16 protein-coding genes are annotated in these 20,110 nt (G+C 62.6%); 5 read left to right on the top strand and 11 right to left on the bottom strand.

Features of this window, described 5'->3' with window-relative positions; genetic code table 11:
• Positions 1 to 619: 619 nt before the first annotated feature.
• Positions 620 to 1,663: a YhcG family protein gene (locus FDW83_RS09305; protein ID WP_138137740.1), complete on the top strand. Its 1,044-nt coding sequence runs from the start codon at positions 620 to 622 to the stop codon at positions 1,661 to 1,663.
• Positions 1,664 to 1,931: 268 nt separating this feature from the next.
• Here the strand turns inward: FDW83_RS09305 and FDW83_RS09300 are convergent, their stop codons facing one another.
• Positions 1,932 to 2,744 carry a hypothetical protein gene (locus tag FDW83_RS09300; protein WP_138137738.1) on the bottom strand — a complete coding sequence of 271 codons (813 nt, stop codon included), beginning with the start codon at positions 2,742 to 2,744 and terminating at the stop codon, positions 1,932 to 1,934.
• A gap of 481 nt (positions 2,745 to 3,225) precedes the next feature.
• Between FDW83_RS09300 and FDW83_RS09295 the strand changes: the two genes are divergently transcribed.
• Positions 3,226 to 4,419, top strand: coding sequence for a hypothetical protein (locus FDW83_RS09295; protein ID WP_138137736.1), 1,194 nt, complete (start codon positions 3,226 to 3,228; stop codon positions 4,417 to 4,419).
• Between the two features lie 301 nt (positions 4,420 to 4,720).
• Here the strand turns inward: FDW83_RS09295 and galE are convergent, their stop codons facing one another.
• The 5 genes from galE to FDW83_RS09270 all read right to left on the bottom strand — a co-directional run bounded on the left by galE (position 4,721) and on the right by FDW83_RS09270 (position 11,474).
• Entirely contained in the window at positions 4,721 to 5,758 is a 1,038-nt protein-coding gene (galE, locus tag FDW83_RS09290) for a UDP-glucose 4-epimerase GalE (protein WP_138137734.1), read from the bottom strand.
• A gap of 84 nt (positions 5,759 to 5,842) precedes the next feature.
• A complete protein-coding gene (locus tag FDW83_RS09285; protein ID WP_138137732.1) occupies positions 5,843 to 8,023 on the bottom strand; it encodes an alpha-galactosidase in 2,181 nt (726 codons plus the stop codon).
• Positions 8,024 to 8,185: 162 nt separating this feature from the next.
• The gene (locus FDW83_RS09280; protein WP_138137730.1) at positions 8,186 to 9,523 is read right to left on the bottom strand and encodes a sugar ABC transporter substrate-binding protein; all 1,338 of its coding nucleotides are present in this window, start codon (positions 9,521 to 9,523) and stop codon (positions 8,186 to 8,188) included.
• Between the two features lie 71 nt (positions 9,524 to 9,594).
• Positions 9,595 to 10,521, bottom strand: a complete 927-nt coding sequence (locus FDW83_RS09275) for a carbohydrate ABC transporter permease (protein ID WP_138137728.1) — start codon at positions 10,519 to 10,521, stop codon at positions 9,595 to 9,597.
• Between the two features lie 11 nt (positions 10,522 to 10,532).
• On the bottom strand, positions 10,533 to 11,474 hold the full coding sequence (locus FDW83_RS09270; protein WP_138137726.1) for a carbohydrate ABC transporter permease: 942 nt from the start codon (positions 11,472 to 11,474) through the stop codon (positions 10,533 to 10,535).
• Positions 11,475 to 11,685: 211 nt separating this feature from the next.
• Between FDW83_RS09270 and FDW83_RS09265 the strand changes: the two genes are divergently transcribed.
• A complete protein-coding gene (locus tag FDW83_RS09265; RefSeq protein WP_138137724.1) occupies positions 11,686 to 12,891 on the top strand; it encodes a Gfo/Idh/MocA family protein in 1,206 nt (401 codons plus the stop codon).
• Positions 12,892 to 12,901: 10 nt separating this feature from the next.
• The gene (locus FDW83_RS09260; protein WP_138137722.1) at positions 12,902 to 13,930 is read left to right on the top strand and encodes a LacI family DNA-binding transcriptional regulator; all 1,029 of its coding nucleotides are present in this window, start codon (positions 12,902 to 12,904) and stop codon (positions 13,928 to 13,930) included.
• Positions 13,931 to 14,298: 368 nt separating this feature from the next.
• Here the strand turns inward: FDW83_RS09260 and FDW83_RS09255 are convergent, their stop codons facing one another.
• From FDW83_RS09255 to FDW83_RS09235, 5 genes are all read right to left on the bottom strand, one after another.
• Positions 14,299 to 15,090 (bottom strand): NAD(P)-dependent oxidoreductase, encoded by a 792-nt coding sequence (locus FDW83_RS09255; RefSeq protein WP_138137720.1) that lies wholly within the window; start codon positions 15,088 to 15,090, stop codon positions 14,299 to 14,301.
• A gap of 20 nt (positions 15,091 to 15,110) precedes the next feature.
• A complete protein-coding gene (locus FDW83_RS09250; protein WP_138137718.1) occupies positions 15,111 to 15,740 on the bottom strand; it encodes a methyltransferase in 630 nt (209 codons plus the stop codon).
• Between the two features lie 31 nt (positions 15,741 to 15,771).
• Positions 15,772 to 16,773, bottom strand: a complete 1,002-nt coding sequence (locus tag FDW83_RS09245) for a tripartite tricarboxylate transporter substrate binding protein (RefSeq protein WP_138137716.1) — start codon at positions 16,771 to 16,773, stop codon at positions 15,772 to 15,774.
• An 84-nt stretch (positions 16,774 to 16,857) separates the two neighbouring features.
• Positions 16,858 to 18,318 (bottom strand): tripartite tricarboxylate transporter permease, encoded by a 1,461-nt coding sequence (locus FDW83_RS09240; RefSeq protein ID WP_370281199.1) that lies wholly within the window; start codon positions 18,316 to 18,318, stop codon positions 16,858 to 16,860.
• Between the two features lie 44 nt (positions 18,319 to 18,362).
• Entirely contained in the window at positions 18,363 to 18,860 is a 498-nt protein-coding gene (locus tag FDW83_RS09235) for a tripartite tricarboxylate transporter TctB family protein (protein WP_138137712.1), read from the bottom strand.
• Between the two features lie 117 nt (positions 18,861 to 18,977).
• On the opposite strand from FDW83_RS09235, the gene FDW83_RS09230 reads away from it, so the two are divergent.
• Positions 18,978 to 19,784, top strand: a complete 807-nt coding sequence (locus FDW83_RS09230; protein ID WP_138137710.1) for an IclR family transcriptional regulator — start codon at positions 18,978 to 18,980, stop codon at positions 19,782 to 19,784.
• Positions 19,785 to 20,110: the final 326 nt, after the last annotated feature.

The raw sequence follows: 20,110 nt of genomic DNA, 5'->3' as shown, positions 1-20,110 counted from the left end.
CGCCAAATGGTTGTCTCCGAAGGTCCTCAGCGAGCCTCTCGACTCGCTCAGGATCACCACTCTTCAGTGCGGCGAGTGGTTCTGGACCGCTAAGGTAACGGCGAAAACTCCAGTACTCGGGCACAGGAAGATGAAGTGCCTTGACTTGGCCGCGTGCACGCCAAGCCACAATCCATGACAGAGAGACACGCTGCCAGGCGGTAATGGTTAGCTTTCCAAGAATAGGGCCTGCAGCTTTGGATGCAATCCCAATGGCCCACTCGGCAGCCATCGCCCCTCCAGTAAGAATTCAGAATCCGACTTGATCAGTCTTCCACTTGACGTGGAGTCTTCCACGAAGAACGACGGCAAGGCTCTGGCCGCCAGCCACGAAGGCATGGCCACCGTGAAGCTGTACAGGCACGACTCAATGCCGACCAGGACCAGCGCACGTCACCAGCGCAGCCCTGGGCAGGTGACAGAGGCCCGCAAATCGCGTGGAACCCATGGCCTACAAAGCTCCTTCAAAACCGTTCGAGCCGGTAAACGCTGAATCTCTAGGCGCGGTTGCTAAGACTCCGGCTGTAGGGGGAGTGGGAGTGCCCGTACCGGGTATCGCATGATGGATAGGATCGAATTCATGACTGATGCCCGCGACCTCGCTCTCCCTTCCGGCTACACAGAGCTTTTGGGCCAGCTCAAAGAACGGGTTCGGGCGGCACGCACCCAGGCGATACGAACGGTCAACACGCAACTCATCGAGCTCTACTGGAGCATCGGCAGGACGATCCTGGAACGCCAGGACTATCAAGGCTGGGGGAGCGGAGTCATCGGACGACTGGCCGATGATCTACGGGCCGAGTTCCCCGAGATGAAAGGACTCTCCCGGTCTAACTTGTTTTACATGCGCGGATTCGCCGCGGCCTGGCCGGAGCCAATTGTCCAACAGCCTGTTGGACAATTGCCGTGGGGTCACATCACCGTGCTGTTGGACAAACTCGACACTCCGGAGGCCAGAGCCTGGTACGCCTCCTCAGCCGTTGAATACGGCTGGTCCCGCAACGTCCTGCTGAACATGATCATGAACAAGACCCTGGAGCGTACCGGGGCAGCGCCCTCAAACTTTGTGCAACAGCTTGTTGCACAAGATTCCGAGCTCGCCCAACAGATCGCCAAGGACCCCTACAACTTCGAGTTCCTCGGACTCTCCGGCGAAGTGGCCGAAAGGGACCTGGAAGACGCGCTCACCAGCAGGATCACGGAAACTCTCCGGGAGCTGGGCCCAGGCTTCGCCTTCGTCGGCCGCCAAGTCCACTTCGAGGTCGACGGCGACGACTTCTACATTGATCTGCTTTTCTTCCACCTAGAACAGCTGAGGTATGTTGTCGTTGAGCTCAAGACGGGCAAGTTCCAGCCGGAATTCGCGGGCAAGTTGAACTTCTACGTCGCGCTGGTCGATGATGTTATGCGCCGGGACTTCCACAATGAAACAGTTGGGATCCTTATCTGCGGGACCAAGAATGACCGTAGCGTCCGCTACAGTCTTGGCCGCTCCACATCCCCCATGGCCGTGGCCGCCTACACCTACGACAAACTGCCGCCAGCAGAACAGCAAGCACTCCCTGACGAGGGGCATCTCGTCGCCGCTCTGGAGTGGGCCGAACCAGGCTCAGAAGAACCATAGGGGGAGTAGGGCCCATTCCGATGGCCGCCACCTGCATTCTGTGCTGGCAGTGTGACAGTCCTGAACCGTCCACAAAACTCTGGACAATTCACGACAGGGCGCCCGTTCAACGCCGGTGGAGTTATCGGGCTACGGCGTCATGGAATTGAAAAGATCGGGAAGTTCCCGGAGTACGCCGACGAGCTCAACTTCCTGCGTCACACTCGTCGATGACGTGTTGCTCCGGGTATGCAGTATCAATTCGGCCGCCCTCGCTGCTAACAGAACGTTAGGGCCTTCTCGCGAGATTTAGGTACCTGAGACCCGCTACCTCCAGAAGTTGCACCGCTTCGTAGAGCACCACCGCAAGCATGCCGAAGTTGATCGTCATCACGTATTGCGCGCCGGTAGACGTCTGCGTGCCCGGAATTTCCTCGATCTCATTGGACGCCAGATGCGCCCACATTTTGCCGTGAGCGTGACCGCTTGCCAGCTGCCAAGCGGCGAGCCACGGCATCACAACGTTCTCGTGTCGATGCTCCAACATTCGAAGGGTCTTGGTCATAGTAGGGAGGCTATCTGCAAATGGGTTCCACACCCCGAGTTGAGCCTCGCCCGCAACCTCCTTCAAGCGCTGGCGCCGGCGGCGCTTCACTTCCACCCAGGGCTTCCCGATGCTTTGAAACATCGCCCCCTTCTTTTCCTCCTCATCGAGCCCAAGTAGGATCCTTCGCTTGATGCGCAAAGTGCCATTCACTGGTTCTAAGAGCCATAGTGCCGTGGCCGCAGCGTCCATTGAGTTGCGAGCGAGGGCATAGGCACCAAAAGCGCTAGCTGTCAGCATGATGGACTGATCAGATTCCTGCACCATCATTCGCCTCATCGCTTCAATACAAGAAGTAGCCACCGTCAGTTGGTTGAAGGCATAGCCCGCAACGTCGTGGTGGGGGCAGCGCGCATCGTCTTGTGCCAAACCTGACCCAGATTGCGGGGATATGAGTGGACCCAGTGCTGTGGCTACCTCCTCTGTGCGTTGAAAGTAGCCCATGATCCTCTGGCTGTGCGCAATTTCGCTCGGGTCCGTGACAGGGATAATCTTCACGCGACAAGCGTAGTCTCGGTACTGCACCCTCCCGCTAGCATGAGGAGCAGCACTGGGCCGGCATCGGCATGAGACCCCGGCGGTGATAGCCGTTGCTTCCTATACCTAATACGAAGCCTGCGCGAAGCCATCGATAACGCCTTGGACCTCGGACAAAAGAATAGCCACGTCGACGAGCTGTGCAGACAGTATCTGCGCAGTTCAGCATCTGTGTATCGGGCGCGGGAATGCCGCACTGACAGCCGAGTCGGGCTTAATACGGCCTCTTGAGGAGGGTGCTGGAGCCCCCAGGAGCACGGGAACCTCACCTGGCACACCCGAAGTCCTGCCCCTGCAGCACCACGGTTCAGGTGGAGACGCAAAGCTTCACGAGGCCAGTCCACGGGCTGGTGCGAAACGGCAAAGAGGGGTGCCGGCCACTAATAGAATTTGCTGTTCAAGGAAGTATTCTCGTTTTGCTCACAATAGATGAAAGGCCAGGATGACAAGCAGCGTTTACACACCTCCCCCGGGCGAGTATTCACGGCCAAAGGAGAAATACTGGCTGCGAGTTGAAAATTTTAACTTCGACTACCACTATGTTCGCGGTGCCATTTATCATCAGCCGGCACTCGTTGAGTTTGCACAGGGGCAGAGTCTCGACGTCGAGTTGGTTCCGGAGCCGGGCAACCCTCATGACCGTTGGGCGGTCGCATTTCATGTGAAAGGCCAGCGCATTGGATATCTAGGGTCGGATTTTGCGGACGAAATGCATGAGTTCGTCGCTGGGCATAACAGGCGAGGGCGGGCAGTGTATGCCTCGGGCGAGGCGCGCGTCCGCCCTGAAGATGGCGTAAAGCTGGCGGCCGTATTCCTGCCATGGTGGCCCGAACGAGAGGCGTTTCAAGTCGACTCGGGCGTACATGCCGAGTGCGACACTTTATTGGCCCTTTTGACTGATGAAGCCCGCGAGCGTGTCATGCAAACGTCCCAAAACCTATCCGATGAAGATGCGCGGCTTATCCGGTCGAAGAGGTCCTCTGCGCCACATCTAGTTTGGTCTAAGCGCGGAGGAAACCAGATTCCCGTCGCTTTACGTCTTCGGCTCATCGACCTGGACATTGCGCGGAAGGAGGAAGAGCGGAGGGTTCGGGATGCCGCACGCGAGTTAGCCCGTGAGGCTAAGCGCCAGGAACGGGCGGCGAAGGCAGAAGCCCGCGAGGCGCTTGACGAATCCATACGCCAATTGGCACGCAAAGGACTAAGTAAGTCGGGAATAGCCGCAAGACTGAAATGCTCCGAAACCAAGGTACGTTCCACTCTTCAGCGTGCAGGCCTGACGGCCGCAAACGCGAATGACACAAGCAGGAACGAGCGCCTCGATCGGGCAAACCACGCGTTGACCCTCCAAAAGGATGGGTTCACGAGAAAAGAAATTGCCCAAGCGTTCGACTGCAGCTTCGAGACGGTCAAGGGTTTGCTGAAGGATGCGAAGTTCTTCGAGGACCCCAGTTCAGACCCGGGACGTCAGCAGCGCGCCAATGAAGTGGCAGCGGCCCAGCAGTTCACCAAGCTGGCCGACGCCGCTGCATATTTAGGTTGGACGAGCAAGGCCGTAAAGGCTGCCCGAAGTGACGCAGCTGCACTCATCCGCTCGCACCCAACTTGGTCGGAAACTTCTTGTCAACCAATCTAAGTTGACAAAAGATCCACTCTCAGTGGAGCAACAAGAACCAGCGAGGGCCTGTCAGGTTTGGGTCTAGAGGCTGATGTCGGCCTGTCAGAAATAGGAGAATCAGACCCTACGCGGACGCCTCCTACACCCCAGCCTGACGTCAGGTTGGGGTGTACTTCAACAGACCAGTGAGGGGTGGCAGCGGCGACAAGGAGAACCGCGTCGCGCATTAATGTGGTTCACAAGTTGGTGGCTGGATCGCCCCAGCGGGGCGAGTGCCTTGCAGCGCGAGAGCCTAGCGTAAGTAGAGGCTGAACCGAAGTCAGCGCAGGCCGATGTGGCCTTGTTGGGCGTCGTAGCCCTGGGGGTTGTTTTTCTGCCACCGCCAGTGGTCCTCGCACATCTGGTCCACCGTCTTGGTGGTAGACCAGCTGAGGTCGGCCAGGGCCGACGTCGCGTCTGCCCAGAAGGCGGGCAGGTCGCCGGCGCGGCGGCCGGTGATCTCATACGGGATGGGCCTGCCGACGGCCTTTTCGAAGGAGCGCAGAACCTCCAGCACCGAGGAGCCCTTGCCGGAGCCGAGGTTCCAGCGGTAGACGCCCTCGCGGTCAGCCACGTGGTTGAGGGCGGCCACGTGGCCCTGTGCGAGGTCGACGACGTGGATGTAGTCGCGGAGGCAGGTGCCGTCCGGGGTGTCGTAGTTGCCGCCGAACACCATCAGCTTTTCGCGCCGGCCGACGGCCACTTGGGCGATGAAGGGGACAAGGTTGTTGGGGATGCCCTGCGGGTCCTCACCGATCCGGCCGGAGGGGTGGGCGCCCACGGGGTTGAAGTAGCGCAGCAGGGCTATATGCCAGCGGGGGTCGGATGCGCCGAGGTCGGAGAGGATGTCCTCGATCTGTTCTTTGGTGCGGCCGTAGGGGTTGTTGGCTCCGATCTCCATCTTTTCGACGTAGGGGATGGGGTTGTGTTCGCCGTACACGGTGGCGGACGAACTGAAGACGAAGGAGCGGACGCCGTGCCGGTCCATGACGCGGATCAGGTTCAGGGTGCCGACCAGGTTGTTGTAGTAGTACTTTAGGGGCTCCTGCACGGATTCGCCGACGGCCTTCAGTCCGGCGAAGTGGATGACGGCATCGATCGCCGTATCGGCGAAAACCTGCTCCACCGCAGCTTCGTCCACCAGGTCCACGTTATGGAACGCCGCGGTCTTGCCGGTGAGCTCAGCCACCCGCCGGAGCGACTCCTCGCTTGAGTTGATGAGGTTGTCGATGACAACAACGTCGTGGCCGGCTTCCTGCAGGGACAAAACAGTGTGGGAACCGATATACCCGGTTCCCCCTGTCACCAGAATTTGCATGGACTTTCCTTGTGTGGAGCCAAGCTGCCCCGCAGCCGTTGCCTGATGGCAATGGACTCCGGGGCAGCTTTGGACTTGCAGGGACTAAAGTGCTGTGAACTTCAGCAGCAGGGCGTGTTCGGGGTTGAGGATGGGCATCGGCAGGCCCACTTCGGCCAGAAACCGGCCGTTGGCTACCGCTCCGTCCGACAGCCAGGCCGGCGGCTGGACCTGCGTGAAGGTGTGGCGGTAATCGGCGTCTGCAGGTGACGGGAAAATGGCTTCCACCCGGTATTCGCGGTCCTGGTCGAGACCGGGAATAGCTACCTTGCCGGGCTGCTCGGCGAACGCGGTGCGCGTGCTGACCAGGGCGAACAGTGCCGCAGTCGTACCCGGCGTAGGTGAGGAGGCAGCCACTGTGCCGTGCAGCATCAGCGACTCGTCTGCTACGTCAGCGCGGACCATCCGTCCGCTGTGGATGAGGTCCCGGTGTTCCTTAAACAGTGCAATGAACCGCTTCAGTTCCTCACGCTCTGCCCCGGTGACCTGCCGGACGTCCCATTCCATGCCGAAGTGCCCGAACAGCGCAGTGATGGCGCGAAAGGAGAGGTCATGGGTGCGGGCGGTGGTGTGCGAGGTGGTGGGGCCGATGTGCCCGCCCACCAGTTCCGGGGGAACCACGAGCCCGGTCCAGCGCTGGATGCTCTGCCGCTCCAGCGCGTCGTTGCAGTCCGAGGCCCAGATCCGGTCTGTCCTTTCCAGGATTCCCAGGTCCACCCGTGCCCCGCCCGAGGAGCAGCTTTCAATTTCGACGCCGGGGTGGGCCTTCTTGAGCTCGTCGAACAGGCGGTAGGCGGCCAGGGTCTGTTCGTGCACCGAGGAGCGGCCGCCGTGGCCGTGCTCAAGCAGGTCCCGGTTCTGGTCCCATTTGAGGTAGCTGATGTTGTTTTCGGTCAGGAGGGCATCGATGCGGTCGTAGATGTACTGCCACGCTTCGGGGTTGACCAGGTCGATGACGTGCTGGTTCCGCCACTCGAGCGGCAGGCGCCCGCCGTCCTTGTGCGACAGTGCCGCCGGGCCCACGATCCAGTCGGGGTGTGCACGGGCGACGTCGGAGTTGAGGTTGACCATTTCCGGTTCCACCCACAGCCCGAATTCCATGCCGCGGGACGTTACGGCGTCGATGAGTGGGGTGAGCCCTTCGGGCCAGAGGGTCTCGTCGACGTACCAGTCGCCGAGGCCGGCGTGGTCGTCACGGCGGCCGCGGAACCAGCCGTCGTCGAGCACGAAGCGTTCAACACCGAGCTCCGCGGCAGAGTCCGCGAGCTCGATCAGCGTGTCCAGGTTGTGGTCGAAGTAGACCGCTTCCCAGGTGTTCAGGACCACCGGCCGGCGCTTCCCGCCACCGACGGCTGGGAGGACGTGGTGGGGGCGGGAGCGGAACCAGTTGTAGAAGGCTTCACTGATGCCGTCCAGACCGCAGTTGGAGTAGGCGGCGAACAGGGCAGGGGTGGTGTAGCTGCCCTGCGGTTCGAGGATGACCTCGGCCGGGCCCAAGAGTTCTGACCCACCGATCATGGTGCGGCCGTCACCGATGGTGTCTGTGAACTGTTCGTGGTTGCCGCTCCAGGCTAGGTGCGTGGCCCAGACCTTGCCGTGGCGGTTCCCGAAGCCGGGGGTTCCTGCGGCAAGCAGGAGAGAGGAGTCGTGGCCGGTGCGTCCGTGCCGACCCGTGCGTACCCAGGTGCCCTGCTGGATGACGCGGCGCTGCGGGTAGTTTTCCCGGCACCAGCGGCCGGTCAGGTCAAGGAGTTCGACTGCGTCGGGCGCCACCGGGAGGATGGTGGCCAGTTCGTCGAGCTGGTAGGGCGTGGTGCCGGTATTGGTGACGGTGTGCCGCAGCTCCAGCAGCCCGCCGTCGTGCAACTTCAGGGTGGATGCGACGCTGATGCCCGTGTCGTGGTCGGCCTGGGTGATAACGGCGGTGGTGTTTTCAAGGCGCGCATCCACGGTGCGCAAGCGCGGGGAGAAGTCGAGTCCGGAGACGCCGTCGGCTATGCGGTGCCCGCGCATGCCCGGACGTCCACGCCAGCTCGAGGAGGCCTGGGGCAGCAGGCCGGCGGGAACACGCGCGTCGATGGCCGAGTGGGGGACCGGTTCACCCAGGATGGCGAGGTCCGGCAGTGTGCTGCCAAGGTCCGCGCCCCAGTGGATGACCTCGGCCTCCCCGCTGTCGAAGCTGATGACCAGGCTGGTCCCGGCGGAACGGAGGTGGAGGGGGTCCATAAGTCTCTTTCGGTATTCACGGGGTGCGTCTTAGGCTGCCCCCAGTGGGGAAAAGTCGTTGGGCGAGTCGGTGGAAAGGGGGCTGGATGCCGCCGCCGCGAGGAGGAGCGGCGGCATCCAGCGCAAGTGGCTGCGACCACATACGCAGCCACGTTTATGGGGTTACTTGAAGAGGGCGTTGACCTGCTCGTTGGCGGCGGTCAGGGAGCTGGCCGGGGCCTTGCCTGAAACCACGGCGTCCATGGCCGGTTCCATGATGCCCTTGACCTTGGCCGTGTTGTCCGTGATGGGGTACAGGAACGTGGTCTTGTTCTTGACGTGCTCGGTGAAGGCGGTCACGTCAACACCCTTGGCCGCGAACGCTTCGGCGGCCTTGTCGGAGGAGGCCTTCAGCGCCGGGAAGACCACGGCCTTGGAGGCAACCACGTCTTGGCAGTCAGCGGATGCAAGGTAGGCGACCCACTTGGTGGCGGCGTCCTTCTTCTCGGTTCCGGCCCAGATGGAGTCGGCCAGGCCGTTGAACATGGAGGCGCGCTCACCCTGCGGGCCGACGGGGGTGGGGGCGATGCCCACTTCGATGCCCTGGTAGCCGGTGTACTGGCCGATCATCCATGAACCGTGGGCGTTGATGGCGGACTTGCCGGCGGCGAAGGTGTCTGCCATGGCTGCGCCGACGGTGGTCTCCAGCTTGGGCATGTAGCCCTTGTCAGCGAGGCCGGCGAACCAGTCCATGGATGCCTGGAACTTGGGGTCGTCGTAGTTGTAGTGGGTGCCCCACGGGTTTTTGTCCGTGTGGGACCAGCCGGTGGTGTTGGTGAGGTAGCTCCACTCGGTCTGGCCGGAGGAGTCGCCGCCGCCGTTCAGGCCGAGGCCGTACACGTCCACGTTGTTCTTGTCGAACCCGGGCTCGTCGCCGCGCTTTCCGCTGTTGTCCACCGTGAGGTGGGCGATGACCTTTTCGTAGGTGCCGCCGTCTTCGGGGTTCCAGGTGAGGTCCTTCATCTGGTCCTCGGAGATGCCCGCGGCGGCGAGCATGGCCTTGTTGTAGAACAGGCCGATGGTGTCCCAGTCCTTGGGCAGGCCGTACCGCTTGCCGTCCTGGCCCACCCACAGGTCCGCGAGGCCCTCGTTGTAGGCGGAGAGGTCGATGTTGTTCTGCTCGACGGCGTCGTCGATGGGGAGCAGTTGGTTGTTTTCGGCGAGTTCGCCGTAGCGGCCCAGGTGGTTGGTGAAGACGTCCGGTGCTGTGCCGCCCACGAAGCCGTTGGTGAGGGTGGACCAGTAATCGTCCCAGCCGCGCTGGGTGATCTTCACGGTGACGTCCGGGTTGGCCTTGGTGAAGTCGTCGGCGCACTGCTGGTAGGCGGGCAGCTGATTGGCGTCCCAGAGCCAGTAGCTGATTTCGCCCTTGGCGGATTCTTCCGAGGAGGATCCGTTGCAGGCAGAGAGGGAGAGGGCCACAGCTGCGGCGACGGCGACGGCGCCGAGGGATTTCTTCATGGTTCTACTTTCCGATTGGGAATTGGAGAGGGTGTATGGGTGTGAAGCGGGAAGTCAGATGATGACGGCTGTTACTTGATGCCGGAGAAGCCGATGGAGTTGACGATCTTCTTGCCGAAGGCGGCGAACAGGACCAGGACGGGCAGGGCCGAGATGAGGGTCGCGGCCATGAGGCCGGACCAGTCCGGGGCACCCTGCGGAGACTGGGACTTGAAGACGCCGAGCCCTACCTGGAGGACGCGGACGTCGTCCTGGGATCCGACCAGCAGGGGCCAGAAGTATTCGTTCCACTGGCCGATGAAGGTGAGGAGCGCGAGTGTGGCGATGGGGGCGGCGGCGTTGGGCAGCACGATCTGGAAGAAGATACGAAGGTGCTTGGCGCCGTCGAGCATTGCTGCTTCCTCCACCTCGCGGGACATGTTCAGGAAGAACTGGCGCAGGAAGAAGATGGCGAACGGGGTCATGAAGACGTAGGGCAGGACCATTCCGAGCATGGTGTTCAGCAGGTCCAGGTTCTTGATGAGCAGGAAGTTGGGCAGCGCGGTGAAGATCGGCGGGACCAGCATGGTGCCCAGGAACAGGCTGAAGACTGCGTTGCGGCCTTTCCACCGGAGTCGGGCGAAGGCGTAGGCGGCCATGGCGCTGAAGAACACGGCCCCGGCGGTGGTGATGGAGGAAAAGATGATGGAGTTGCGCAGGTAGAGCCAGAAGTCGATGGCTGCGCCCGATCCTCCCTCGGCCACTGCCTCGGCCGGGGTCTGGAGCCCGAAGACCCGCAGGAAGGCGCCGAAGGTGAAGTCGGCCGGCAGCAGGCTGGTGGCGTTGGATGCCAGCGCGTTGTTAGTGGAGAAGGCAGTGCGCAGCACCCAGAGGAAGGGGAGCACAGAGACGGCGATGGCCAGGACCAGGAGTGCCCAAGCGCCGGCACGGCGGGCGTTGAACGGACGACGGCAGGCGGCCGGTTTGGCCAGCCGGGCGCGGTTTGTGGTGGTGGTCATGGGAGGACTCCTTAGTCCAGGTCCGACTCGTTGCCCTTGAGGAACTTCATCTGGATGAAGGCCACGAGGGCGAGGATGAGAAAGAGAATGACGGCGATAGCGGATCCGTAACCGAAGTCCGACTCCGTGAAGGCCCGCTGGTAGATGTAGTACTGGATGACGCGCGTGGCGTTGACCGGGCCGCCTCCAGTGGTCACGGCAACGGTGTCGAAGACCTGGAAGGAACCGATGACCGTCACCACCAGCACCAGGACCAGCACCGGGCGCAGCAGCGGGGTGGTGATTTTGCGGAACGTTTGCCAGGCGGAAGCACCGTCCAGCTTTGCCACCTCGTACACATGGCCCGGGATCGCCTGCAGGCCGGCGAATATCAGCAGGGCGGTGTAGCCCATGTGCCGCCAGGTGTTAATGAGTGCCTGGGTGGGGATGGCCCATTCCTCGCTGCCGAAGAACGCCACGCGTGGCAATCCCGCCCAGTCGATGAACTGGTTCACGACGCCGATCTGGTAGTCCAGCATCCAGAACCACAGCAGTGCCGCGATCACGTTGGACATCAGGTACGGCAGGAGCAGTGCGCCGCGGATGATCGTGGATTTAGCCACCTGGTGCATCAGCAGCGCCAGTCCCAGGGCCAGGGCCGTCTGGAGGACGATGTTCAGGAACACGTACTGGCCGGTGACGGCGAGTGAGTTCCAAAACAGGGGATCCTTTGCAATCGCCTGATAGTTCTCCATACCGACCCATTCCGGATCGCCGAGGATGTTGTACTCGGTGAAGCTGAGGTAGATGCCGCGCACGGTGGGGACCAGGTAGAAGAAGACGAACCCGATCAGTGCCGGTGCGATAAAAAACAGGGCGATCCTAAGATCCCCGGACTGACGGAAGCCGCCGCGCGGCTTGGAGGATGGGGAAGCCGGCGTTGCCGATCTCGAGTGTTTGGCAAGGGTGGTCATCTTCGACCCTTTCCTGACTGTGACGGGGCTAACAACTGGGAGCAAATCTATACGAGTAGATATAGCAGGGCAAGTTAGTTCTCTTTCTTTTCGCATTTCCACCACTGCAGCTGTACTCAATGTTGACTCGAGTAGATCAGGGATGGGACACTACGGAGACGATGTCGTGTGTATGTGTGCATGACTCAGGAGTAGGAGGGGCGGGCAAACAATGACGTTTTCGATAGGCGTAGTGGGCGCAGGGCAGTTCGGCACCCAGTTCGCGCACTTGTTCAATCTCCACCCCGGAGTCAACGATGTATACGTGGTGGATGAACGCCCCGAGCGGGCTGCCGAAGCGGTGGAACGCTACGGCCTGGCAGGGGTAAAGCCGGCCTTCGATGACCTGCTGGCTTCCGAAGTCGACGCCGTCGCCATCTTCACGCAGCGCTGGACGCACGGCCCGCTTGTGGAGCAGGCCCTCCACGCCGGCAAGCACGTGTACTCGGCCGTTCCCATGGCAGTGAGCGAAGAAGAAATAGCCCGCATCATCGACGCGGTGCAGGACACCGGGCTGGTGTACATGATGGGGGAGACCAGCTACTACAACCCGGCCACGGTCTACGCCCGAGAGCAGCACGCGGCCGGCAAGTTTGGACGCATCTTTTACGCCGAGGGCGACTACGTCCACGACATGGATCTGGGCTTCTACGACGCCTACCAGTACAGCGGTGGCGAACGGTGGAAGGAAACCGCCAGCTACCCGCCTATGCTCTACCCGACCCACTCCATCGGCGGAGTCCTAGGCGCCATCCCGGCGTATGCCGTCAGTGTCAGCTGCGTGGGAATGCGGGACGGCCGTAACGACGGCGTCTTCAACAAAGACGTCAGCATGTTCGGCAACGACTTCTCCAACGCCACGGCGCTCTTCGAACTAAACGACGGCGGCGCCATGCGCACCAACGAAATGCGCCGCGTCGGCTACCCCTCCCACATCCGCGAATCCCGGTTCCGGTTCTTCGGCACCGAGGCAAGCTTTGAGCAGCTCGCCAAAGTCACGGTCTGGCAGGACAAACAAAATGTCCACGACATTTCGGAGCAGATGGAAACCCGGCCCAGCATTCCACTGGACGATCCCTTCCTGGCCAATGTGGCGCCGGAACTCCGCGACGCCTTCGTATCGGGACTGTCCCCGGTCCACGACGCAGAACGGCTGCCGAAGGAGTTCCTGGGAGCCCCCAACGGGCACGAAGGCAGCCACCATTTCCTGGTGGATGACTTTGTCACGGCCGTCAACGAGGGCTCACTGCCGCCGGTGAATGCGTGGGTTGCGGCCCGCTTCACCCTCCCGGGAATCGTGGCCCACCAGTCGGCGCAGCAGAATGGCGCGAGGCTTCCCATCCGTGACTTCGGCGATGCGCCGGGTACCAGTAGCTAGCATGATGAACATGACTTCCCCCGCAGTGCAGGCCCCGCGCGGCGGTCCCGTGACCCGCAAGGACGTGGCCAGGTACGCCGGCGTCAGCACCGCCGTCGTCAGCTACGTGGTGAACGGCGGGCCCAAGAACGTCGCCCCGGCCACCGAAGCCAAGGTCCAAAACGCAATCCGCGTCCTGGGCTACCGGCCCAATGCCGCGGCAAGAGCGCTGAAGCTGGGATCTACGGAAACCATTGGACTCGTGATCCCCGATAACGGTAACCCCTTTTTCTCACTGCTCGCGCACGCTGTGGAAGACGCCGCCGCCGAACTTGGTTATGCACTGCTGCTCACCAATTCAGATGGCAATCTCGCCAAAGAACGTAGGAACATCCGCAACCTCGCAGCCCGTCAGGTCGATGGAGTGCTCCTATCCAGCGTCCTAATGGAACCAGACCTCGCAGAGCTCGAATCAGCGGACATCCCTGCAGTACTTCTTAATCACAGCGCCGACGCGCCCGGCTTCAACAGCGTTGGTGTGGACCTCACAGGCAGCGCCAGGAGCGTCGTCGAACACCTGATCAGTCATGGACACACAAGAATCGCACTTGCTATGGGTACCAACACGGGGGGCTTCCTTGACGGACGCGAACAGGGCTGGCTGCAGGCCCTGACCGAGGCAGGCCTGCCCGAAGGACCTATCGTTCGAAGCCCGTTCACACGTGAGGGAGGATACATAGCCGGACGCCGCCTCCTAGCCTCAGCGGATAAACCAACTGCCATCTTCGCCAGTTCGGACCTGCAGGCCGTCGGTATCCTCCGGGCACTCCATGAAGCCGGCGTTTCCATCCCGGATGACATCGCCATCGCCTCATTCGACGGTTCAGCGGAGGCAGAGTACAGCTGGCCGCCGCTCACCACAGTGGTACAACCCGCCGAAGCCATGGCAGAAGCTGCCGTTAGCGCCCTCATAGGAGCACAACGCAACCGAGAATCCGAGCACCTCATCTTTCCAGCCGAATTGCAGGTGCGGAGATCCTGCGGCTGCAAGGGAAACTAACTCCCCAAGAACCGCCTGCCACCCCCTTATTCCAGAGCAGTGCGGCTTCCGCCACGGCCGAACTGTTAGGCTACGCCTCCAGGTGCGCTGTCAGGATGCCGTCGATCGGCGCGGGCAAACACGCCCTTTTCGGGTTCTCCCCGCCTTTATCTAAGGGCCGGATAATTCCGTCACGTGACTGCCGGTGTCAGGTTGCGGTGTAGCTCAACTAGGCGACCGCACCGACGTGTAAAGTCGTGCCGACGCCTCACAGGCGGCAGGTGTACTTATCGTCCGTAGCTGAGCAGACTCTGTCGGTTTAACGGAGGCACAGCAAGGGGGCGCGCGGCCTTCAGTGGCCGCGTGCCCCCAGGTCCGAGACGAAGGCGTTAGCGCAAGGCCGGTGTGGGCTCCGCGGTCGTTGCTGCCAGCCGGGCATGTGCTGCTGCCGAGGCGGTGGTCATTTCGGCTGGGACGCCCAGTTCGGCTGACAGGTAGTCGGCAGTGTCCTGCATTTCCTTGGAACGCCGCTGGGCGTGCTTCACTGTTCCGGTGAGGAACCGGTCGATGACGGCCTGCCCGTCGCCAGCCAGCTGGCGCGCGATCTGGCCGCGAATCCAGTCCTCGTGACCAGCTGCCCGGCCTGCGGTGACGGCTTCCACCACTACGGAGGCCAGGCCTTTCATCAGGACGCTGCGGAGCAGCTTGTGGGCCATCGCTTCACCGGGTTCACCCTCGGCGATTTCTACCTCGGCCCCGAGCGGCGAGAGGAGGTCTGCCACGGCGCGGGCTCCGGGACCGCTGACCATGAGCGGTGTTTTCGCGCCCTGGGTGGGGACGGGCCCGAGGATTGCGACGTCGGCGAAGAGTGCTTTGCCCGGCAACTGTCCCAGTTCGCGCATGACCTGGGGTGAGGATGAGGTCAGGTCCGCGTAGGTGCTGCCCTCAGGAAGTACCGGAAGGCACTCCTCCGCTACGGCCCGTGCCGCGGCGGCACCGGTCAGGACCAGCACGATGTCTGCCCCGGCACAGGCTTCGGCTGCCGTTGCGGCCCTGGTCACCCCGTCAGGAGTGGCAGGGGCTACAGGATCGAAACCGGTGACCTCGTGGCCGGCGGTGACAAGGGCCGTGGCGTAGATGGCTCCGGCTTCGCCGAGGCCGATAACGGTGCACGCTGTCATGGATTTTCCGTCCTTCCTGGTTAGCGGCGGTCCGCGATGATCGCGGCGCGGCGGTTGCTTTCGTCGGCGAACACGGCTTCAGCCGCTTCAGCCACCTTTTCTGCAAGGTCACGGGGGACAACGACGACGCCGTCCGAGTCCCCGACGATGACATCGCCGGGCAGGACGGGAACCCCGCCGAACGCAACAGCGGTGCCGATCCGGAAGGGGCCGTCCTTGTAGGGGCCGGCGGGGCTAGTGGCACGGGCAAAGACGGGCATCCCGATTTCACCCAGCGTTTCGGCGTCGCGGGCGGCGCCGTCGAGTGCGAACCCGGCAATACCGGCGTTGATGGCACGTTCACCGATGAGTTCACCCAGCAGCGCCCGGGATTCGTCCCCGCCGCCGGCAACGACGATGACGTCCCCGGGGCGGGCGAGCTGCAAGGCCTGGTGGATTCCCTTGTTGTCCCCTGGACGGGTCCAAACCGTGAAGGCCGGGCCAGCGAGCTGTGCGCCGGGCCAGATGGCCTGAATGGCGGAGTCCGCTACACCGAGACGGTCAGTGGCGTCGCCGATGTTGGCGGCAGGCAATTTGGCGAGTCGGGCAATGACGTCGCTGCCGGGTCGGGGAAAGTCGGCGTCGATAGCGTCGAGGGCTGGGGTTGTCATGATGGTGTCTTCCGTAAAGTGTGCAGGAGGGTTAGTCAGTCTTCGTGACCAGCGGAAGGACCTTCTTGAAGTCCTCCTCCTGGTTGGCCCAGAACTGCTTGTAGTCCGCAGCTGAGAGGTAGCTGGTCTGCAGGCCGAGGTCTTCCATTTTCTTGACCACGGCGGGGTCCTCGATGGCCTTCTGGATTGCGGCTTCAAGCTTCTTGGCCACCGCGTCGGGCAGGCCGGCGGGGGCGGAGTAACCGCGGGCTGTTCCGGCGACAAGGTCGTAGCCGGACTCCTTGAAGGTGGGAACGTCGGGCAGGGAAGGTGCGCGCTCATCGGACATCACGCCCAGGACCCGTGCCTTGCCCTGCTTGGTCAGGTCGGTCACGTCGCTGACGTTGGCCACCAGGACATCGACGTGCTTGCCCAGGAACGCGGTTGTCGCCTGGGATGCGCCTTCGGAGAAGTGGACCGGGGCGAATTCGGCGCCGGTGGTTTCCTGGGTCTGGGCCAGTGCGAAGTGTTCGCCCGTCTGCAGGCCGGTAGTGCTGGCGGTCATCGACTTCGGGTTCGCCTTGGCGGCGTCCAGCAGGTCCTTCAGCGTCTGGTACTGGCTGTCGGGCTGGACGGCGATGACGGTGGGGTCGATGACCTGCCGGCCAAGGGGCTGGAAGCTGTCGCGTGTGTACTTGGCCCCGCGGCTGGGATCAAGGGGTGAGACCACAACAGAGGGGGATCCGGTGGCGCCGATGGTGTAGCCGTCGGGGGCGGCGCTGGTCAGCTGTGTGTAGCCGATCTGACCGCCGGCGCCGGGCTTGTTGATGACCTCGACGTTGGTTCCCAGCTCTTCTTCAAGGATGGGCTGGATGAGCCGGGCAGCGGTGTCCACCGCTCCGCCCGAGGAGAAGGCGACGACGAGGTCGATCGTTTTACCTTTCCTGGGGAAGTCATCGGCGGCGTTGTTGCCGGCTCCGGCGTTGGCGCCGCAACCGGTCAGAGCGATCAGGGATGCAACTGCGAAGGCTGCGGCAATGCGTGTGCGGGACAAGGTCTTCTCCTTCGAAGGGGTGTTATTGCTTGGGGTGTATGGCTGGAGGGGGATTTTCAGCCGGTGAGGGGGATGAAGCGTGGTTTAGGTTTCGGGGTCTTCGGTCAGTGCCCTGGGCTTGCGCAGCTTGAGGAGCGGGCTGAAGAGGATCAGGAGTCCGAGTCCGATCAGGACCATGGAGATGGGGCGGTTGACGAAGATGCCGAAGTCGCCCTGTGAGATTTCAAGGGATTCGCGCAGTGAGCGTTCCATCAGGGGCCCAAGGACCAGGGTGAGGACCATGGGCGCCAGCGGAATGTCCAGGTGCCGGAGCGCCAGGCCGAGGAGCCCGAAGCCGATCATGACGAACACGTCGAAGACGCTGAAGTTGATCGTGTAGGCGCCGATCACCATGAAGAGCAGGATCAGGGCGGTCAGGATCGATGACGGGACGCGCAGGATGGAGGTCCACAGGCCCACCAGCGGGACATTGAGCACCAGCAGCAGCAGGTTGCCAATAAAGAGGCTGGCGATGATGGCCCAGGCGATCTCGGAGTTCTCGGTGAAGAGGGTGGGCCCCGGGGTAAGGCCCTGCTGGAGGAACGCGCCCATCAGCACAGCGATGGTGGGCGAGGCCGGGATGCCGAGGGTGAACAGAGGAATCAGTGCCGCGTTGGCGTGGGAGTTGTTCGCCGTTTCGGGACCGGCGACGCCCTCGATGGCACCCTTGCCGAGTTCGTTGCGGTGGCGGGAAAACTTCTTCTCAGCCCCGTAAGCCAGCAGGGAGGATACCGAGCCGGTCATGCCCGGGATCAGGCCCAGGCCGAAGCCGATGCCGGTGCCGCGGGCCATGGCCGGGGCGCTGCGGCGCCATTCCTTGCCCGTAGGAAGCAGCGAGCGGAAGTTCGGGGCGTGCACGTTGGCGGTGGCGGTGTCTTTGCGGTAGGACAGCAGTTCGGAGAGGCCGAAGACACCCACGATCACTGCTACGAAGCTGACGCCGTCCAGCAGACGGTCCATGCCGAACGTAAACCGCGGAGCACCGGCTACCGGGTCGATGCCGACCATGGCGATCAGCAGGCCCAGGGCGCCGGAAATGACGGCCTTGACCATCGACTTTCCAGCCAGGGCAACCAGCAGGGAGATCCCCACCACCATCAGGGCGAAGAATTCCGGTGGCCCGACCAGCAGGCCCAATTCCCCAAGCGGTTTGGCGGCGGCGACCAGGCCGATGGTGGCTATGGTTCCGCCAACGAAGGACCCGACCGCGGCGATCGTCAGAGCCGCGCCGGCCTTGCCGATCTTTGTCATGGCGTAGCCATCGATCGTGGTGATGGCCGAGGCAGCTTCACCGGGGGTGTTCAGCAGGACGCTGGTGATGGTTCCGCCGTAGGCCGTTCCGTAGAAGATGGCACAGAGCATGATGATGGCCCCTGTGGCGTCCATGTTCAGGGTCAGGGGAATCAGCAGTGCCACGCCGGCGACAGGGCCGATGCCAGGCAGGACGCCAATGATCGTTCCGAGCAGGCAGCCAAGGAAGGCGAACAGCAGGTTCTGCCATGTCATGGCGGCGGCAAAGCCGCCCAGCAGGTCGTTGAAAATATCCACGTCTAGAGTCCGATCGTGTTCAGCAGGGGGATCGCGGACACCGGCAGGGCGACGTTCAGGCCGTAATTAAAGGCATAGAACGCTCCGAAGCTGCCGGCCACGGCGATGATGAGCGAGGAAACCCACGACCTGCGGCCCCGCAGTTTCAGGTGGTACAGCAGGAAGAAGAACATGCTCAGCTGGAACCCCAGCAGGTCCATGACCGCTGCGAGGATAACGAGGCTGACAACAACCTCGATCACCAGCCGCCGGTCCACAACCGCGGCTGCTTCACTGGGGCTGCGCAGTTCCTGGATCAGCCACAGGGCTGACATCGCTACGAGCAACACGCCCATCGCGAAGGGGAACAACCCGGGCCCCGGTCCCAGTGATGTCCACAGCCCCAGACCGATTGAATCGATCAAGGTGTAGGTCCCGACGGCAGCGAACGAGCCGATTCCGACCAGGACAGAAGGGGCAACCCTTGGTGCACGTTCAGTCATAACTGACTCCGTTGTCATGGCTTCCTTCCAACTAGCTTATTTCTTACACACACTGAAAGAGTGTTTCGACTAAAGAAAATAGTGACACCAGCCACAGGTGATGTCAAGCGCAAGTAAGTTACATACAATGAAAGAATGACCGAGACTGCGAAGAGCACTGCCGGAGTCGCCGATGAAGGCGCAAAGGCCACGAACATGCGCTCACTCTCGCGCGCCATGGAAGTCTTCGCCGAACTTCAGCGCGCCGAGCGGCCGCAGCGGCTTAGCGACCTGGCCAGGGCCTGCGGCATGAGCCTGCCGACAACCCTGCGCATCCTGCGCGTCCTGCAGGACTTTGGCATGGTGACGCAGACGGACAAGTCCTACCGCATTGGACCGGCGGTACTGCCCGCAGCCCGCAGCTACCTGGAGAATGACCCCCTGGTGGTCGCCTCCCGCCCCATCCTTCAGCAGCTCGCATCACAAACGGGGCTGACCGCATCGCTCTACACCAGGCTCGGATACGAAAGGCTCCTCGTGGCACGCCTCGACGGTGCGGCGCCGCTCCGTTACGACCTTCCGCTCGGCAAGCGGCTCCCGCTGACCGCAGGTGCCGCAGGCAAGATCCTGATCGCTTCCGAACCAGAGGAGGAACTGGAGCGGATCACGGCGGCGGCCATCGCCGCCGGCCACGAAGACCGGGCCTTCACTCTGGAAGCACTCCACGCACGCCTGCCCGAGGCCGGCGCTGGCTACGCCTACTCCGCCGACGAGCGGGCCACCGGGGTGATGTCCGTCGCCGTCGCAGTACCGAACAGGGGCGGCAGACCAACAGAATCCATCTCCCTCACCAGCCCCATGGAAGCAGCCACCGAAGACTCCCTCACGGCCGGAGTCCCGGAACTAAAGCGCGCCGCGGGCAGACTCGCAGAGCTCTTGGTGGGCTCCGTCTACCAAGCGTAGGGAGTCACGACAGTCACGACAGCAGTCCCATACAGAAAAAGGGCGCAGCGATCAGCGCCGCGAAGTGGTCTGACCGATTAGCCATCTAAAGCAGGCCTGCCACGAGGCGGCATTCTCGTCTCCGGCTGGGGTGAACCTCAGCCAAGTTTCTTTCGGACACGGACAGGCGTCGGTTGAACCGGAGAGGATGCCCGAAACCCGTACGTACTATGAAAAACCGACGCGCTGAAGGTCGTACTTAGAAGGACATCTGTGCTTAACGCCGCATGGTCGCTGCATCTAGAGAAGCGGCAGTTTGAGCAGACCTGAGAAGAGACTGTTTCGAT

Origin of the sequence: Pseudarthrobacter sp. NamE2, from assembly GCF_005796205.1 — a bacterium.
Lineage (GTDB): Bacteria > Actinomycetota > Actinomycetes > Actinomycetales > Micrococcaceae > Arthrobacter.
Note: the sequence above shows the minus strand (reverse complement) of the source record. Positions and strands in the feature narration are given on the sequence as shown.

What these genes read in the sequence shown, in the direction of transcription:
- FDW83_RS09305 (WP_138137740.1), top strand. Translation starts at nt 620, where the DNA reads ATGACTGATGCCCGCGACCTCGCTCTCCCTTCCGGCTACACAGAGCTT.
- FDW83_RS09295 (WP_138137736.1), top strand. Translation starts at nt 3,226, where the DNA reads ATGACAAGCAGCGTTTACACACCTCCCCCGGGCGAGTATTCACGGCCA.
- galE (WP_138137734.1), bottom strand. Translation starts at nt 5,758, where the DNA reads ATGCAAATTCTGGTGACAGGGGGAACCGGGTATATCGGTTCCCACACT.
- FDW83_RS09285 (WP_138137732.1), bottom strand. Translation starts at nt 8,023, where the DNA reads ATGGACCCCCTCCACCTCCGTTCCGCCGGGACCAGCCTGGTCATCAGC.
- FDW83_RS09280 (WP_138137730.1), bottom strand. Translation starts at nt 9,523, where the DNA reads ATGAAGAAATCCCTCGGCGCCGTCGCCGTCGCCGCAGCTGTGGCCCTC.
- FDW83_RS09275 (WP_138137728.1), bottom strand. Translation starts at nt 10,521, where the DNA reads ATGACCACCACCACAAACCGCGCCCGGCTGGCCAAACCGGCCGCCTGC.
- FDW83_RS09270 (WP_138137726.1), bottom strand. Translation starts at nt 11,474, where the DNA reads ATGACCACCCTTGCCAAACACTCGAGATCGGCAACGCCGGCTTCCCCA.
- FDW83_RS09265 (WP_138137724.1), top strand. Translation starts at nt 11,686, where the DNA reads ATGACGTTTTCGATAGGCGTAGTGGGCGCAGGGCAGTTCGGCACCCAG.
- FDW83_RS09260 (WP_138137722.1), top strand. Translation starts at nt 12,902, where the DNA reads ATGACTTCCCCCGCAGTGCAGGCCCCGCGCGGCGGTCCCGTGACCCGC.
- FDW83_RS09255 (WP_138137720.1), bottom strand. Translation starts at nt 15,090, where the DNA reads ATGACAGCGTGCACCGTTATCGGCCTCGGCGAAGCCGGAGCCATCTAC.
- FDW83_RS09250 (WP_138137718.1), bottom strand. Translation starts at nt 15,740, where the DNA reads ATGACAACCCCAGCCCTCGACGCTATCGACGCCGACTTTCCCCGACCC.
- FDW83_RS09240 (WP_370281199.1), bottom strand. Translation starts at nt 18,318, where the DNA reads ATGACATGGCAGAACCTGCTGTTCGCCTTCCTTGGCTGCCTGCTCGGA.
- FDW83_RS09235 (WP_138137712.1), bottom strand. Translation starts at nt 18,860, where the DNA reads ATGACAACGGAGTCAGTTATGACTGAACGTGCACCAAGGGTTGCCCCT.
- FDW83_RS09230 (WP_138137710.1), top strand. Translation starts at nt 18,978, where the DNA reads ATGACCGAGACTGCGAAGAGCACTGCCGGAGTCGCCGATGAAGGCGCA.